The sequence below is a fragment of the Mangrovibacter phragmitis genome (assembly GCF_001655675.1).
Lineage (GTDB): Bacteria > Pseudomonadota > Gammaproteobacteria > Enterobacterales > Enterobacteriaceae > Mangrovibacter > Mangrovibacter phragmitis.
Genome location: NZ_LYRP01000012.1, coordinates 25,481 through 42,506, shown reverse-complemented (window position 1 = coordinate 42,506; position 17,026 = coordinate 25,481). Strand labels below are relative to the sequence as shown.

12 protein-coding genes are annotated in these 17,026 nt (G+C 47.9%); 3 read left to right on the top strand and 9 right to left on the bottom strand.

Annotated elements, in window-relative coordinates; genetic code table 11:
* Positions 1-84: 84 nt before the first annotated feature.
* Together A9B99_RS10450 and A9B99_RS10445 are read left to right on the top strand one after the other, a co-directional pair.
* Positions 85-1,455, top strand: a complete 1,371-nt coding sequence (locus tag A9B99_RS10450; protein WP_064597254.1) for an NADH-quinone oxidoreductase subunit L — start codon at positions 85-87, stop codon at positions 1,453-1,455.
* A complete protein-coding gene (locus A9B99_RS10445) occupies positions 1,455-3,860 on the top strand; it encodes a DUF2309 domain-containing protein (protein WP_156519037.1) in 2,406 nt (801 codons plus the stop codon). The genes A9B99_RS10450 and A9B99_RS10445 overlap by 1 nt, the downstream gene beginning before the upstream one ends.
* A gap of 65 nt (positions 3,861-3,925) precedes the next feature.
* Here the strand turns inward: A9B99_RS10445 and A9B99_RS10440 are convergent, their stop codons facing one another.
* The 9 genes from A9B99_RS10440 to glmU form a co-directional block, all read right to left on the bottom strand.
* The gene (locus tag A9B99_RS10440) at positions 3,926-5,146 is read right to left on the bottom strand and encodes a hypothetical protein (protein WP_064597249.1); all 1,221 of its coding nucleotides are present in this window, start codon (positions 5,144-5,146) and stop codon (positions 3,926-3,928) included.
* Between the two features lie 217 nt (positions 5,147-5,363).
* Complete coding sequence (gene phoU / locus A9B99_RS10435; protein ID WP_064597247.1) at positions 5,364-6,089, bottom strand: phosphate signaling complex protein PhoU; 726 nt, start codon at positions 6,087-6,089, stop codon at positions 5,364-5,366.
* A gap of 117 nt (positions 6,090-6,206) precedes the next feature.
* Complete coding sequence (gene pstB, locus A9B99_RS10430; RefSeq protein ID WP_036113974.1) at positions 6,207-6,980, bottom strand: phosphate ABC transporter ATP-binding protein PstB; 774 nt, start codon at positions 6,978-6,980, stop codon at positions 6,207-6,209.
* Positions 6,981-7,039: 59 nt separating this feature from the next.
* Positions 7,040-7,930 (bottom strand): phosphate ABC transporter permease PstA, encoded by an 891-nt coding sequence (gene pstA / locus A9B99_RS10425; RefSeq protein ID WP_064597245.1) that lies wholly within the window; start codon positions 7,928-7,930, stop codon positions 7,040-7,042.
* Positions 7,930-8,889: a phosphate ABC transporter permease PstC gene (pstC, locus tag A9B99_RS10420; protein ID WP_064597243.1), complete on the bottom strand. Its 960-nt coding sequence runs from the start codon at positions 8,887-8,889 to the stop codon at positions 7,930-7,932. The genes pstA and pstC overlap by 1 nt, the downstream gene beginning before the upstream one ends.
* A 70-nt stretch (positions 8,890-8,959) precedes the next feature.
* Positions 8,960-10,003 carry a phosphate ABC transporter substrate-binding protein PstS gene (gene pstS / locus A9B99_RS10415; RefSeq protein ID WP_064597242.1) on the bottom strand — a complete coding sequence of 348 codons (1,044 nt, stop codon included), beginning with the start codon at positions 10,001-10,003 and terminating at the stop codon, positions 8,960-8,962.
* Between the two features lie 276 nt (positions 10,004-10,279).
* Complete coding sequence (locus tag A9B99_RS10410) at positions 10,280-10,753, bottom strand: OsmC family protein (protein ID WP_064597241.1); 474 nt, start codon at positions 10,751-10,753, stop codon at positions 10,280-10,282.
* A 113-nt stretch (positions 10,754-10,866) separates the two neighbouring features.
* On the bottom strand, positions 10,867-12,696 hold the full coding sequence (gene glmS, locus A9B99_RS10405) for a glutamine--fructose-6-phosphate transaminase (isomerizing) (RefSeq protein WP_064597240.1): 1,830 nt from the start codon (positions 12,694-12,696) through the stop codon (positions 10,867-10,869).
* 188 nt (positions 12,697-12,884) lie between these two features.
* Positions 12,885-14,255: a bifunctional UDP-N-acetylglucosamine diphosphorylase/glucosamine-1-phosphate N-acetyltransferase GlmU gene (gene glmU / locus A9B99_RS10400; RefSeq protein ID WP_064597239.1), complete on the bottom strand. Its 1,371-nt coding sequence runs from the start codon at positions 14,253-14,255 to the stop codon at positions 12,885-12,887.
* A 328-nt stretch (positions 14,256-14,583) separates the two neighbouring features.
* Between glmU and A9B99_RS10395 the strand changes: the two genes are divergently transcribed.
* Positions 14,584-16,758, top strand: coding sequence for a right-handed parallel beta-helix repeat-containing protein (locus A9B99_RS10395; protein ID WP_414855552.1), 2,175 nt, complete (start codon positions 14,584-14,586; stop codon positions 16,756-16,758).
* Positions 16,759-17,026 lie beyond the last annotated feature (268 nt).

Sequence of the window (17,026 nt, the reverse complement as noted above, 5' to 3'; positions counted from 1 at the left end):
GAACATTTTTTTATTTAATATATATTTTACTTAATTTAAACAACAATCCAGAATACAGCTACTGTCAATTATGTGAGATCTATCATGTTTTCTTTATTCCTGGTCACACCACTCAAACTGATGCTGCTGGGATTGATAGCCATTCTGGGTATCACTATTGTGCGTTACAGTTGGGTGGCGTTCAGTGGAGAAAGTGAACGGGGCCGCTTCTTGCGTGCGTTACTCATGACCATCACCGCAGTCGTACTGGTGATCATCAGTAACCACTTACTTCTTTTCTGGGCCGCGTGGGTGAGTGTCAGTCTGTGCCTGCACCGCCTGATTTTGTTCTACCCGGAGCGCCCCAGGGCACAACTGGCTGCCCATAAGAAATTTCTGCTCGCCCGCCTGAGTGAACTGTTGCTTGCTGCCGCTTTTATTGCCCTGTACAGCCAGTTCCACACTGCCACTATCAGTGAAATTGTACACCGTGCCAGCGAAAGCTCTGGCAGTGTTCAGCTCACCATTGCTGCACTGTTACTGACCATGGTGGCGCTGATTAAATGCGCACAACTACCGGTTCATGGCTGGCTGATTCAGGTGGTAGAAGCACCCACGCCAGTTTCCGCACTGTTGCACGCCGGTATCGTTAACCTTGGTGGTATCCTGCTACTGTTTTTTTCCCCCGTGCTGGCTGCAAGCCCGGTTGCATGCTGGTTTCTGGTGATTCTGGCCGGACTCAGCACCACTATTACTGGCCTGGTGAGCACTACACGCATCAGTATAAAAGTGAAGCTGGCCTGGTCTACCAGCTCGCAAATGGGGCTGATGCTGGTGGAGATTGGTCTCGGGTTATATGAAATGGCGCTGTTACACCTGTTTGCGCACTCGTTTTATAAATCATTTTCTTTTCTCAACAGCGGGAATACGGTTAACCACTACCTGGCGGCAAAACTGGCGGGTAGTGTTAAGCCCCGGGTGCGCCACTGGGTACTGGCGCTTGCTGCCGCGCTGGTAATGATTGGTATCGCACAGTGGCAGTTCGCTATGATGACCAGCCTGGCGGCAACAGTGCTGATTTGGTTTGCGCTTAGTGCGCTGATTCTGCCAAGCGTCTGCCGCTGGGACGCAGGTAGCCTGCCTCGTATCGCTATCACTCTGGCCTTCGCCGCAGGGTTGCTGACTCTCTACACCACAGCAAAACACCACTTGAGCACACTGGTAGGGATGGATGCGCCACTGAATCTTTACGCAGACAGTTTTGTTGCCCTGCTGTTCTTCAGCCTGTTTGCTCTCTCCATCGCCTTACAGTACTGGCCTCATATCAGTTGGGTTAAGCGCCTGTTTATCTGGCTCAATGCCGGAGCTTATCTTGATGAATGGGCAACCCGCCTGACACTGAAATTCTGGCCGAGCGAGTCGCTGATTAAACTTCAGAATGCGCAATGGCAGCAGGTAAAAACGGAGGCCAAATAATGACTGAACAATCAACAGTACTGGCCTGGTCAGATATCGCCCGGCAGGTTGCTTCATCCATTGCGCCCGCCTGGCCACTGGACCAGTCTGTCGCCGTCAACCCCTGGTGGCAGCAGCGCCACGAGGATATCGCTCAGACTTTTGCTAAGCAGGCGGTTATTTGTGGCATTACCGGGCTAATGAACAAAAGCTATTACCGCCAGTTATGGGGCAAGCAAATTACTCCGGCGCATTTATCTCAGGCGCTGGCAGAACTGCACAGCCCACTGACTCCGGCACAACTGGAAGAAGATCTGCAGCATAACGATACTGAGCTGACTTTCCGCTGGAAAACGCTGGCTATGTTGATGGATGAAGTTATCCCTTCACAGCAAGGCCATAGCTGGGCTCAGGAAATCGTTCAGCAGGTGAGCCAGTTTATTGCACTCTATCATCAGTACCCGGAGCGGTTTGATTCAACCGGAAAAAATGGCGAACATCTTTACCAAAGCTGGTTAGAAGTGGTGGCACGGGATAAGGGGATCAAAACCTTATTAGGGGTGGATTTGCTGGCCTGCTTCCGTGCACTGCCGAAGATGATTGATGGGTTATTTGAGGAAGTCGGTAGCCGCTGGCAAAACACCTGGGAAAACAGTGCAGGGGCTGAAGCATTTATGCGGGCATCGTTGCACCAGTTATCGGGTTGGGCCGGCTGGCAGTCCTGGCTCGACTGGCAGGCGGGCCTTGAAAACCAGCACATTGATGTGCCACATACTCTTGGGTTAAGCGCCATACTGCTGGCCTGGGACACTGTGTTGATGCAGTGGTTACGCCAGCACCATGAGAATACTGCCGCAACTATTCGCCAGGCGATTCACCACCAGGCCAGTCATATTGGTGCGTCTTATCACCTGGCTCAACAACAACTGGCGCCACTTTGGGTGTGGCAGCGTGCACTGGAGCTCAGTGTACAAAGCCCCTGGATTGCGCAAATTAAAGCGGCAAAACCAGCTCATGAACTGGACCGGCCAGAATTACAGGCAATTTTTTGTATTGATGTGCGTTCTGAACCCATGCGCCGGGCGCTGGAAAGCCAGAATGACGGGATTGAAACATTAGGCTTTGCTGGCTTCTTCGGGATCCCCATTCGTTACCAAACCTGGGATGGCAGCTTTTCCCGTCCGCAGTTACCTGGTTTACTGGCTCCCAATTTAGTCGCCAGGCAAACCCATAAGCAACCAGAGCGTATTTTGCGCCTGACCAAACTCGGCTGGCAAAACAGCCTGGAAAAACCATCCTCCAACCTGGGTATGGTTGAAGCGGGTGGTTTGCTGAAACTTATCAGTCTGTTTAAGCGCGTTGTACTTCAGCATGGTACAGAAAACCCTGTCAACCGTGATGTGCGCAATAATGAGGAATGGGAGCTGGAGCGCAATCAGCAACCATTAACCGCCAGCGAAAAAGCTGAGTTGGGTGCTGGTATTCTTAAAGCGATGGGGATAAGCAAGCGGCTGGCTAAAATCGTCCTGTTGAGCGGCCATGGCAGCCAAACCTGTAATAACCATACGTCATCCAGCCTTGATTGTGGTGCCTGTGGTGGTCAGACTGGTGAAGTAAATGTCAAAGTGCTGGCCTGGTTGCTAAATGATGCGGACGTCAGAGCCGAAATGCCTGCATTTGGTGTGACGGTACCTGCTGACACGCATTTTTACGCAGCTATGCACAACACCACTACCGATGACCTCAATGTATTTGATGCACCAGACGCTCTCTGGCGTACCTGGGTTAACGAAGCGGTGAACCAGGCCAGAATCGCCAGGTCAGCACAGTTCGCCATACCTGAAGCACCTGATGCCGCAGAAGCCAGCCGGTTCTTTAAGCAACGCGCAACCAACTGGGCACAAATGAGGCCGGAATGGGGATTATGCAATAACGCCGGGGTGTTTATTGCTCCCCGTAGCCTGACACGCAACCTGAACTTTGCCGGCCGGGCCTTTTTGCACGAATACCATGTTAGCGAGGATCCGGAATTTACCCAGTTGGAAAAGATAATGACCGCGCCACTGTTGGTGATGAATTGGATTAACCTGCAATATTACGCCTCGGTTACAGCCCCGGAAAAATATGGCAGTGGTAATAAGTTGCTGCACAATGTCGTTGGCGGACATATTGGTGTGTTTGAAGGAAACGGCGGGGATTTGCGTATTGGTTTGTCAAACCAGTCTGTTCATGATGGAAAGCAGTATCGCCACCAGCCTGTACGGTTAAGTGCTTTCATTCAGGCTCCGCAAGCGGCAATTGAAGCGATAATGTTGCGCCACCAGAATGTTGCAGACCTGGTGAATAATGGCTGGTTGTTTCTGTACCAGATAGATGAACAACAAAACATCTTCAAATACAGCAGCAACACATGGATACAGAAATAATAGCAATTAAATAAACCAGGTAACCTGATATAAATACATCAGGTTACCTGTCGAAATATTAAAACTTAACCATAGTCAGAATAAAGATATTCATTGTAATCCCGAAGATTAATGTTTCTGTATTGCTCTCCAAGCCTATTATACTCAATCAAATACTCATTATCAGATATATAATCTATTTTAATGGGATTATTGAGAGGCAAGCTTTTTTCCCGACATTCACTTTCGGTATAAAAATCATCATCATGCTTATATACAATTAACGACTCACCTCTATTAAGAATGCCATCGTTACTCTTTTCTTTACGTACTTCAAGAATAGCCATATCAAGAAAAACTCTGTCCTTAAGTGATGATTCAGCGTCAGTATCGGGTTGCGCAGGTGCAAGTGAAGATAAATTAAATACCGGCAAGGCCGGCAGGATTACGTGTGGGCGAGCAGTGCGAACCGGTGGCACTCGCATTACAGGAGGTGAAGGGGGAACCTCCACTTCACTCAACCGCCTTGTTGTATAAAGGCCGCGGTCTATCACCTCATGGTAGGATTCAAGGCGGCTGTTTTCTTCTATTTCTTCAGAGAATTGTCCTCTTCGTTGACGCGTCATACCATGAATAACGTATTCATAGTTTGCTTCATTAAAGAGATACTCATCGGTCATATAAGAAGGAATATTAACTAAATCTGCAGAACGTTGAATAGAAATAAACCGGTTACCAGGTTGCCGGAGGCCATTTCTGATTAGATTTGACAGAAAATCATCTAATATACTGATAGCAGTGCTTGTTGGCATCACCAGTTCAGGATAAACATACAGAACAGCAGCAGTAACAAAATTACTTAATACCCGCGTATATTTTTCTTTGGCTGAATCAAGAGTAATACTAAATATTCTAAAGCACGGAGAACGTGAACGAAGCGATATAGATAACATTTCACTCCGGACAGATTCCATTTGCTCAATAAAATATCTTACTGCCACCAAAGAATTCAAAAAAAGCTTATGAGTATGAGATCGTTGAAAATCATCAATATTTCTTTGATACTCCACTCTCTCTTCTATTTCATTTATATCTGAAATTCTTGAGAATAAAGAGTTCGTAATTATTTTATGTAACTCATCTCTGGTAGCCCCATTCACTTTAAAATTCATGTAGCGAAAATGTTCATGTAACAAAACCAGTAATTTCCGCACAGACATATCGGAAAAACCTTGCTGTCCGAACTTCAACAATACAGCTTCGCGAAATGAATGCTGTGATAATTCAATCCTTCTGCGCCTGAACATAATGACTCCATTCTATAATAGAAAACCATGCAGAGAATAATGATATAAAATTGCATAAACAATCAAAAGGCAAACAAAAATATTTTGCTGGATCTGAATTATTTGGAGAAAGGCAGGCGCTGTCAGTGGAATATCTGTATAGCCTGCCAGTAAAAGAAACGCCATCCGGTATACGGATGGCGAAGAGAATTGTTATTGCATGAAAATGAAAGAGAAATTATTCTTTCGTATCTTTACCCGCCAGCAGTTTATCCAGTTCGTCACCACCAACATGACGGAAATCCTGACCTTTAACGAAATAGAAGATAAACTCACAAATATTCTGACAACGGTCGCCAATACGCTCGATAGAACGTGCACAGAACAACGCAGTCAGAACACTGGGAATAGTGCGTGAATCTTCCATCATGTATGTCATTAGCTGGCGCACAATGCCTTCGTATTCCTGATCCACTTTTTTATCTTCACGATAAATACGCACCGCCTCATCAATGTCCATACGTGCAAACGCATCCAGTACATCGTGAAGCATTTGCACAGTGTGGCGCCCTAACGATTCCAGGCTGACCAACAAAGGCTGATGCTGCTGGGAAAACTTCTCCAGCGCTGTGCGGCAGATTTTATCTGCCACATCGCCAATACGTTCCAGTTCAGCAATGGTTTTAATGATGGCCATAACCAGACGTAAATCACTGGCGGCTGGCTGGCGTTTGGCGATGATGCGCACACAGGCTTCATCTATCTCCACTTCCATCATATTAACTTTTTTATCGCCTTCTACTACGTTTTTTGCCAGTTCGCTATCCTGGTTGTGCATTGCTGTAATGGCATCGGAAAGCTGCTGTTCAACCAGCCCACCCATCGCCATCACCTGGGTACGGATATGCTCCAGCTCGGCATTAAACTGACCAGAAATATGTTTGTTGAGATTGAGGTTATCCATTCAGAACTCCTTTATGCCCGACAGGCTTTGTCAGATTGCAACACACTTGCTTTACAGCAAAGCGGTGATAACACCGCCAAATGGGTTGCTTTTTCAGTTTCAACACTGCCAGACAAATCAACCATAACGGCCAGTGATGTAGTCTTCGGTTTGTTTCTTCTGCGGTGTGGTAAACAGGTTATCGGTATTACTGAACTCGATAAGCTCACCCAGATACATAAACGCAGTATAATCAGAACAACGCGCGGCCTGCTGCATATTGTGGGTAACAATAACCACGGTATAGTCCTGCTTGAGCTCCGTAATCAACTCTTCAATGCGCCCGGTGGAGATGGGATCCAGTGCAGAGCAGGGTTCGTCCAGCAGCAGTACTTCCGGGCGAATGGCAATACCACGCGCAATACACAGACGTTGCTGTTGACCACCAGATAAAGAGTAGCCGCTTTGGTGCAGTTTATCTTTGGTTTCCGTCCAAAGAGCCGCTTTGGTCAGTGCCCATTGCACACGCTCATCCATATCTGCGCGGGATAATTTTTCAAACAAACGTACACCAAACGCAATGTTATCGTAGATGGACATCGGGAAAGGTGTTGGTTTCTGGAACACCATACCGACTTTGGCACGCAACAACGCAATATCCTGCCTGTTGGTGAGAATATTGTCGCCATCTAACAAAATTTCCCCTTCAGCACGCTGTTCAGGGTAAAGCTCGAACATTTTGTTGAAGGTGCGCAGCAGCGTGGATTTACCGCAACCAGACGGGCCGATAAATGCCGTTACCTGGTTCTGAGCTATGTCCAGGTTGATGTTTTTCAGGGCATGGAATTTCCCGTAATAGAAGTCCAGATTACGCACCTGAATTTTGCCCGGGTTGTTGTCAGCCATACTCATGTATCTCTTTTCCTTATTCGCTGCCGCAAGATTGCAACTGCGACAACGCTCAAAATGAATTAACCGTGTTTACGCTTCGCAAACAGCACGCGAGCCAAAATATTCAGTAACAGGACGCACAGTGTGATAATCAAAACCCCGGCCCAGGCCAGTTGCTGCCATTCAGCAAAGGGGCTCATGGCGAACTTAAAGATAGTGACAGGTAAGTTCGCCAGCGGTTGCATCATATCGGTGCTCCAGAACTGGTTAGACAGCGCGGTAAACAGTAATGGCGCGGTTTCACCAGCAATACGGGCTACAGCCAACAACACCCCGGTAATAATCCCTGAGACAGACGCTTTCAGGGTGATAGCCCCAATCATTTTCCACTTGGGTGTACCCAGCGCATAAGCAGCTTCTCGCAGGCTGTCTGGCACCAGTTTCAGCATGTTTTCCGTAGTACGAATAACAATAGGTACCTGCAACAACGCGAGGGCAATCACACCCGCCCAACCGGAGAAGTGCTGCATTTGCGCCACCACAATAGTGTAAACAAACAGGCCAACCACAATAGAAGGCGCAGAGAGCAGGATATCGTTGATAAAACGAATAATCTCAGCCAGGACAGACTTGCGCCCATACTCCGCCAGGTAAACGCCCGCCAGAATACCTAATGGGGTACCTACAGCCGTTGCCCATAAAATAAGTAAGCCACTACCGGCAAGGGCATTAGCTAACCCACCACCAGGTGTGTTCGGTGGCGGTGTCATCTGGGTAAACAGTGCCAGCGACATGCCGTCTATCCCACGGGTAACGGTCGAGAACAGGATCCAGATCAGCCAGAACAAACCAAATGCCATGGTCGCCATGGACATGGTGAGAGCAATACGATTTTTAAAGCGGCGGCGAGCCTGCATTTTACGGCGAGTTTCCGCCAGCGCCTGGGCATTTTGCATCTCTAACGTTGCCATTAGCGTGCCCCCTCGTTCTTAGACAGACGCATTATCATGAGCTTAGATATCGCCAGTACAATAAAGGTGATAACAAACAGAATCAGGCCCAGTTCCATCAATGCCGCAACATGCAGGCCAGATTCCGCTTCAGCAAATTCGTTAGCCAGCGCGGAGGTGATACTGTTACCTGGCATATACAGAGAAGGGCTGTCCAGTTGGTAGGTATTCCCGATAATAAAGGTTACTGCCATGGTTTCACCCAGTGCGCGACCAAGCCCCAGCATCACCCCGCCGATCACCCCATTTTTGGTAAATGGCAGAACTATACGCCAGATAACCTCCCACGTTGTGCAGCCAATACCATAGGCAGACTCTTTCATTAGTGTGGGGGTTTGTTCGAACACATCGCGCATAACGGCAGCGATGTAAGGGATAATCATAATTGCCAGGATCACACCCGCAGCCAGGATCCCAATTCCGAAGGCCGGGCCTGAAAACAGTGCGCCAACAATAGGAACAGAAGAAAGGATGTCCCCCACGGGGGCCTGGAAATAGGTCGCAAACAGCGGTGCAAAGATAAACAACCCCCACATGCCATAAACAATACTGGGAATAGCCGCCAGCAATTCAATGGCAATACCCAGCGGGCGGCGCAACCAGCCCGGCGCGAGTTCAGTAAGAAATAACGCAATACCGAAACTCACTGGCACCGCAATCAGCAGAGCAATAAACGATGTAACCAGTGTGCCGTAAATGGGCACCAGCGCACCGTAAATATCATTCGGCGCATCCCAGTCTTTGGTCCACAGGAAGGAAAAGCCGAATTTCTGGATACTTGGCCATGAGGAAAAGATAAGGGAGACAATAATGCCACCCAGCAGAAATAACACAATCAGCGCAGCCAGTCTGACCAGTGCGCTGAAGATCATATCGCCCTTTTTGCCTGGGGGATTAAACGCAGGCTTTGTTGCAGCCATATATTACTCTTCTGATTGAGCCCGGAAAGCCAGCTATTATGCTGATTTTCCGGGAAAGGTAACATCCAAATTACTGATACAACGGCTTACCGTTGCTGTCTTTTACGCTGGTTTTCCATGCCGCGCGAACCTGCTCGACAACGCTGTCAGGTAAGGTTGCATAGTCCAGGTCTGTAGCCTCTTTACCACCTTTTTTATAAGCCCAGTCAAAGAACTTCAGCACTTCAATACCGCTTTCAGGTTTCTTCTGCTCTTTGTGAACCAAAATAAAAGTGGTAGAGGTGACAGGCCACGCATCAGCCCCTTTTTGATTAGTCAAATCCTGTGCAAAGGATTTGCTCCAGTCAGCCCCTTTAGCCGCATTGGAGAAGCTTTCTTCCGTTGGGCTAACAGGCTGACCATCTGCTGACACCAGTTTGGTGTAAGCCAGATTGTTTTGTTTGGCATAGGCGTATTCCACATAGCCAATTGCGCCAGGCAGGCGCTGTACAAATGCAGCAATACCATCGTTACCTTTACCGCCCAGACCAGTTGGCCACTTGACGGTTGTTCCGGTACCGACTTTCTCTTTCCACTCAGCATTGACTTTTGCAAGGTAGCTGGTGAAAACAAAAGAAGTGCCAGAACCATCCGCACGGCGAACCACTGCGATATTCTGAGCGGGCAGTTTCATGCCTGGATTGAGTTTGGCAATAGCTGGGTCATCCCACTTTTTAATATTGCCCAGATAGATATCGCCCAGTGTTTTACCATCCAGCACCAGTTCACCAGATTTAATACCCGGCAGGTTTACAGCCAAAACAACACCACCAATCACTGTCGGGAACTGGAACAAACCTTCTTTTTCCAGCCTTTCATCAGACAACGGGGCGTCAGATGCACCAAAGTCAACGGTATGAGCAGTAATTTGTTTTACACCACCAGATGAGCCAATTCCCTGGTAATTGACTTTGTTACCGGTTTCTTTTTGGTACGTGTCAGCCCATTTTGCGTAAACCGGTGCAGGAAACGTAGCTCCGGCTCCGGTCAGGCTGGCTGCTGCTAATGCAGAGAAAGCGCTCAGAGATAAGGTCGCGGCGACAACAGTTGCGACAGTGGTACGCATAATGTTCATAATGTCTCCAGCAGAGGTATTGAATCTGTTTTCTATTTAGAATGATTACGGTGTGCAAAATAGGACAAACAGATGACAGTAAAATGTATTAAATATTACAGTTTTATGACAACGAAAGATTTGGCTGTTTTTATCCTTATAGATCAAGGATAAACACTGTAATAAAAACATCATATTCTTGTCAGAGGAGTATAATTCATGCTCATCACCCCTGCTGATTATCCTCCTTATTTTTGATTTAAGGACAAAAACAGGGGCAAAAAAACAGGTTACAGGTCAGGCTTGTTTGATTTCTGGCTCACAGAAAACCGGGAAATTAAGCGAGTTAGCAATAAAGCAGTATTGATGCGCTTTATGATGCAGACTGCGGGCAAGTTCCACATCATCCTGAGCACGAATCGTCACGCAGGGTTTTAGCTGTATTTGAGTAAACCGCCCTTCCGGCTCCTCAACCATCGTACCTTCCGGGTTGTCGGTGTAGGACTGAACCACAATGCCGGCATCAGCACATAAATGCAGGTACCACAACTTGTGGCATGCAGATGTTGCCGCAACTAATAGTTCTTCCGGGTTCCAGCGGGCCGGGTCACCTAAAAAAGCAGGATCTGCTGACCCGGCAATGGCCGCTTTATCCCCATCTCCGGCACTAATGATATGGTCACGACTGTAGGTGCGGTAAGCAGATGTTCCTTCGCCTCTATTGCCCGTCCATTCGACATTAACAGTGTAATGATGCTGTACACGTTTCATCACGTTCTCCTTTTCAGACTCTTTTTGTGTGTTTAAAAGATAGTGTCTGAAAGGTAAAAAAGCCCATCCGAAGACAGGCTTTCTCTTTTTGGTAAGGCAGAATGAATAAAAAATTATTCGACGGTAACGGATTTTGCCAGATTACGCGGCTGATCCACATCGGTGCCTTTAATCAAGGCGACATGGTAAGCCAACAGCTGCAACGGAACAGTATAGAAGACAGGCGCAATCACTTCTTCAACATGTGGCAGAGAAATGATATGCATGTTGTCACTGCTGGCAAAACCAGCGTCCTGATCAGCAAACACATACAACTGGCCGCCACGGGCACGCACTTCTTCAATGTTGGATTTTAATTTTTCCAACAGATCGTTATTGGGCGCCACAACAATAACCGGCATATCTGCATCAATCAGCGCCAGCGGGCCATGTTTGAGTTCACCAGCCGCATAAGCTTCAGCGTGAATATAGGAGATCTCTTTCAGTTTAAGTGCGCCCTCGAGCGCAATTGGGTACTGATCGCCACGCCCAAGGAACAGCGCATGGTGCTTGTCTGAGAAATTCTCCGCCAGTGCTTCAATACGCTTGTCCTGGGAGAGCATTTGTTCAATGCGGTTTGGCAGTGCCTGCAAACCATGCACGATATTCTGCTCAACGGAAGCATCCAGGCCTTTCAGACGGGAGAGTTTACCCACCAGCATCAGTAATACTGTCAGTTGCGTGGTGAACGCTTTGGTGGATGCAACACCAATTTCAGTGCCAGCTTTGGTCATTAACGCCAGGTCAGATTCACGCACCAGAGAAGAGCCCGGTACGTTACAAATAGCCAGTGAACCCAGGTAACCCAGTTCTTTGGACAAACGCAATGCAGCCAGCGTATCAGCAGTTTCACCAGATTGTGAAAGTGTGATCATCAGGCTGTTATGCCGTACAGCAGATTTGCGGTAACGGAATTCAGATGCAATTTCGACATCACAAGGAATGCCCGCCAGCGACTCAAACCAGTAACGAGAAACCATTCCGGAGTTATAGGATGTGCCACAGGCGATAATTTGAATATGCTCAACCTGAGCAAGCAGCTCATCACCCTGTGGCCCCAGTTCGCTGAAATCAATGGCATTATGAGCAATACGACCAGTCAGCGTGCTTTTGATAGCATTGGGTTGTTCGTAGATCTCTTTTTGCATGTAATGGCGGTAAACGCCTTTATCACCGGCGTCATACTGCAGGCTGGATTCGATATCCGGACGGGTGACCTCTTTACCGGTGGTATCAAAAATCGTCACACTGCGGCGAGTCACTTCAGCGATATCGCCTTCTTCCAGAAAGATAAAACGGCGGGTCACTGGCAACAGCGCCAGTTGGTCAGAAGCAATAAAGTTTTCGCCCATACCCAGGCCAATCACCAGCGGGCTACCTGAGCGGGCTGCCAGCAGAGTGTCAGGATGGCGAATGTCCATAATGACCGTGCCATAAGCGCCACGTAGCTGCGGTATAGACCGCATTACCGCATCACGCAATGAACCACCCTGTTGCATTTCCCAGTGGACCAGGTGAGCGATAACTTCGGTGTCTGTTTCGGAAACAAAGACATAACCACGGGATACCAGTAATTCACGCAAAGGCTCGTGGTTTTCAATGATGCCGTTGTGAACCACAACAATGTAGTCAGAGACATGCGGGTGCGCATTGCTTTCTGAGGGTTCTCCATGAGTTGCCCAACGAGTGTGAGCAATACCGGTACCGCCATATAACGGGTGTTCTTCCGCTGCCTGTGCCAGCATTTGTACTTTTCCCAGGCGACGCAGACGCGTCATATGCCCTTCGTTATCCACGACAGCCAGACCGGCTGAGTCATACCCGCGGTATTCAAGACGACGTAATCCTTCGAGAAGGATTTCAGCAATATCACGTTGCGCGACCGCGCCAACAATTCCACACATAGTTTTTAGTCCTGATAATGGCATTACGCCATGCGTTGTCGCTGACCTGTATATCCGGTTTCCCGGTCCCCGAGCCTTGTAGAGAGTGGGGTTATATTTTTATTGCACGCATTTTGCGTGCGGGCGGGTTGTTTTTTTATCCTCGCCCTTCAACAGCGAACCGAAGCCCACTGCAGAGAATGCTGCTATTACTTCTTCTTAACCGGGCGAGACCAGCCAGCAATATGCCTTTGTGGTACCCGGGTTATCACCAGTTCATTTTCGCCTACATTACGCGTAACCGTTGTACCTGCGCCAATGGTTGCGCCTTTCGCGACACTGACAGGTGCCACCAATTGCGTATCTGAACCGACAAACACATCGTCACCAATGTGGGTCTGGTGCTTATTGGCACCATCGTAATTACAGGTGATAGTACCCGCGCCAATATTGACGTTGTTACCAATATCCGCATCGCCAAGGTAAGTCAGATGGCCTGCTTTTGAACCTTTACCCAGGCGTGCCTTTTTCATTTCAACAAAGTTACCGACATGGGCACCTTCACCCAGCTCAGCTCCCGGGCGCAAGCGGGCAAACGGGCCAACAGTACAGGCAGGCGCCAGTTGTGCGTCTTCTATTACCGTGTACGGGCTGAGTTCGCAATCATCACCAATTACGCTGTTTTTAATAATACAACCCGCGCCAATTTTTACCCGATTGCCCAGTTTTACCTGGCCTTCGATGATAACGCCCGGGTCAATTTCTACATCGCGCCCATGTTCCAGACTACCACGCAAATCAAAACGAGTCGGATCCCGCAGCATCACCCCAGCCAGCAGTAAGCGCTCTGCATTCTCAGTTTGGTATACCCGCTCAAGGCGAGCCAGTTGCAGGCGGTTATTCACCCCTTCAACTTCACTCAGGCGAGCCGGATGCACTGCCTTAATCATGCGCCCTTCAGACCACGCCATAGCGATAATATCGGTAATATAATATTCGCCCTGGGCATTGTTATTGCTGAGATTCGCCAGCCAGCGTTTGAGGTCGCGACCACTGGCAACCAGAATTCCGGTGTTTATTTCCTGGATTTTCAGTTGTTCTTCACTGGCATCTTTTTGCTCAACAATACCGGTCACGTTGCCATTTTCACGGGTGATTCGCCCATAACCTGCAGGATTATCCAGGCTCACCGTTAACAGGCCAATCCCACCTTCAGGCTTCGCTTCACACAGTTTTTGCAGTGTTTCCACACTAATCAGCGGAACATCTCCGTACAGCATCAGGATATCTTCATCGTCCGCAAAAGCGGGGGCAGCCTGCTGCATTGCATGGCCCGTACCCAATTGCTCCGCCTGTAATACCCAGTTCAACCGGGGTTCGGTAAGTGTTTTCCTGAGCAAATCACCGCCATGCCCATAAACCAAATGAATGTGATTTGCTCCAATTTGGGTCGCGGCGTCAATAACATGCTGCACCATTGGCTTTCCAGCCAGATGATGAAGAACTTTCGGAAGGTCGGAATACATGCGGGTGCCTTTACCAGCGGCAAGGATAACCACGCTCATCGAACGATTTAACATAGGCGTCCTGACTAATTACGATGAAAGAAGTAAAACTATTTAGCGTTATAAATGCTACATATTTTGCATCATAAAACACATTGTTGCTAAATCCGCCATGGTTTTCCTCTTATTGCACAATATTGACTTTATTACCCGGTTAATTGCGTTAAAACGCTGTAAAAATCAGTAGTAACATGATGGTTTAACACTTATTTTTAGTTTCAAAATAAACAACCATTCCTGGCCAATAAAACAGCATTTCAAAAATCAACCTTTGTGATAAACATAAAAGAAACAGTGTTTCATTTTAGTAATAATGCGGGCAAATCAATACGGAGAGACAACAGTGTCAAAACTTCCTTTTGCCCTAACACTTTGTGGTGTGGTGCTTTCTGCACCGGTTTATGCCCAACAACAACCGCATATCTGGCATGCTATTACTTTTGGGCAATCCACAGATGTGAATTTTTCCTCTAATGTTCTGCCCGAAAAAGTGGGTGTTAATGATGTCACTATTGCGGGTAACAAACTGGATACCACCAGCAAAGCGGATTTATCCCAGCCAGTAACCATTGAAAGCCGGGGTGGGAAAATTGCCAACTCCCACGATGGACTGACATTTTTCTATACCCAACTCCCGGCAGATCAAAACTTCTCTTTGCAGGCCACTGTCACTGTGAATCAGTTTGGCCCGGAAAATGGTGCCAAACCTGCGGCTCAGGAAGGAGCAGGGTTACTGGTACGCGATATTCTGGGTAAACCACGCCAGAACCCATTAAAACCCGGTTATGAAGAGTTTCCTGCGGCATCCAATATGGTTATGAATGCCATTATGACCCAGGACCGCAAAGATACTGACCATGTAAAAATACAGGCAATGTATCGCCAGGGTGTATCCCAGCCATGGGGTAATGCTGGTGCGGCTATCACGAAGAAAAGTTACAAAGAACAAATCAGCCTGGCGAAAACAGGGACTTTCCGCCTTAAATTACAGCGCACTAATGATGGCTATATTACCTCCTGGGCACCAGCAGGAAGTAATGACTGGGTAAGCCAGCAAGTAAAAGGCGCAGACAGTGTAACAGTGCAGGATAAGCAACATTATTACGTGGGGTTCTTTGCTTCGCGTAATGCCAAAATCACCATTTCAGATGCCACGCTGACTACCACCCCCGCAGAGACCAAAGCATCTCCGGCCTGGGTGGCAAAACCCTGGCCTGTCGTGGCGCAAATTGCATCTTCTGATAAATCTGCCGGTAATGACTATGTGGTACAGGCCCGGGCCAATTACGATGGCACCTGGTCAGTTACACAAAATGAAGTGGTGATCGGGGCTAATAAAACCGTAAAAGCCGGGGAGATGATGACTCAACCCACATCTCTTGCGAACGGCAACCAGTTTTCCCTGGCCTTCACACCTGCAAATGCACCAGACAAGTCTGTGGTCCAAAAGCTGGTGGTAGAAAAAATAGCACTCAGCTCCAGTGAACGTATTTATGCTGGCCCTCAGGGAAAAGCAGATAACGCCGGGACATCAGTTTCACCGCTCGATTTAGCCTCCGCGGTTAATATGCTTCCACCTGGTGGAACGCTCATGCTGTTGCCGGGTGATTACGCCGGTATCACTATTCCAATTTCAGCCAGTGGCCTGGCAGATAAGCCCAAAACACTGGAGGCCGAGGGTAAAGCGGTTATTCATGGTGTGTTACTGGAAGCCAGTTACTGGAACATTCAAGGCATTGATGTTACAGACAAGAGTCTGCGGATTACCGGTAGTCATAATCTGGTTGAGAATGTAATGGCTTACCATAATGATGACACGGGTATTCAAATCTCTTCACCAGATAAGATTGGTCGCCCACTATGGGCCAGTTATAACCGTATTGTTAACTCTGAATCATGGGGTAATGAAGACCCGGGCAAAATCAATGCCGATGGGTTTGCAGTGAAAATGCGCGTAGGGGAAGGGAACCGTCTGGAGGGTTGTTACGCCCACAATAACGTGGATGATGGTTTTGATTTGTTCAACAAAATTGAAGACGGTCCGAACGGGGTTGTGGTTATCGAAAATTCCATTGCCCGCAACAACACCAGTAACGGTTTCAAACTCGGTGGTGAAGGCCAACCAGTCGCTCACCAGATTCGTAACAGTATCGCTATAGGTAACCACCTGGACGGTTTCACCGATAACTTTAACCCCGGGCGCTTAATCGTTGAAAACAATACAGCAATGGATAACCAGCGCTTTAACTTTATCTTCCGCCCAAGCCCTTACGGTGGGCCTGAAACGCAGGGAGTATTCAAAGGCAACAAATCACTGCGCACCGCGCCAGCTAAGTATGACGACGCAGTTACTGGTGACGTGGATAAATCAAATTACTTTATCCATCAGGGGAAAAGTGTGAACAGTGCTGGTAAGGAGATTAAGGCAACAGATTTTTTATCACTAACGATGCCTGAACCACTGCTACGTAAGCCGGATGGTACGTTTGATTTGGGGTCATTCCTGCAGAAAAAATAAACCTGCTTAATACATGCAAAAGGTCGCCATCAGGGCGACCTTTTTTATATCCGGATATCTTCGCAAAGCTATGTTTTGGCAGTCTGGCGAAGAACAACTATCACAGATGGAAAGTACCAAATGAGAAACTCATGTTATTAAAAATAGCGATGATTTTGTTAATCAGTTTCATGGTGGCATCCTAATCGGTGAATTAAATTTTGTGACTCATCTCACAAAAAAAAGTGTACGCTTCTTGTTCATCACGATCAAGAATTTTGAGATACAG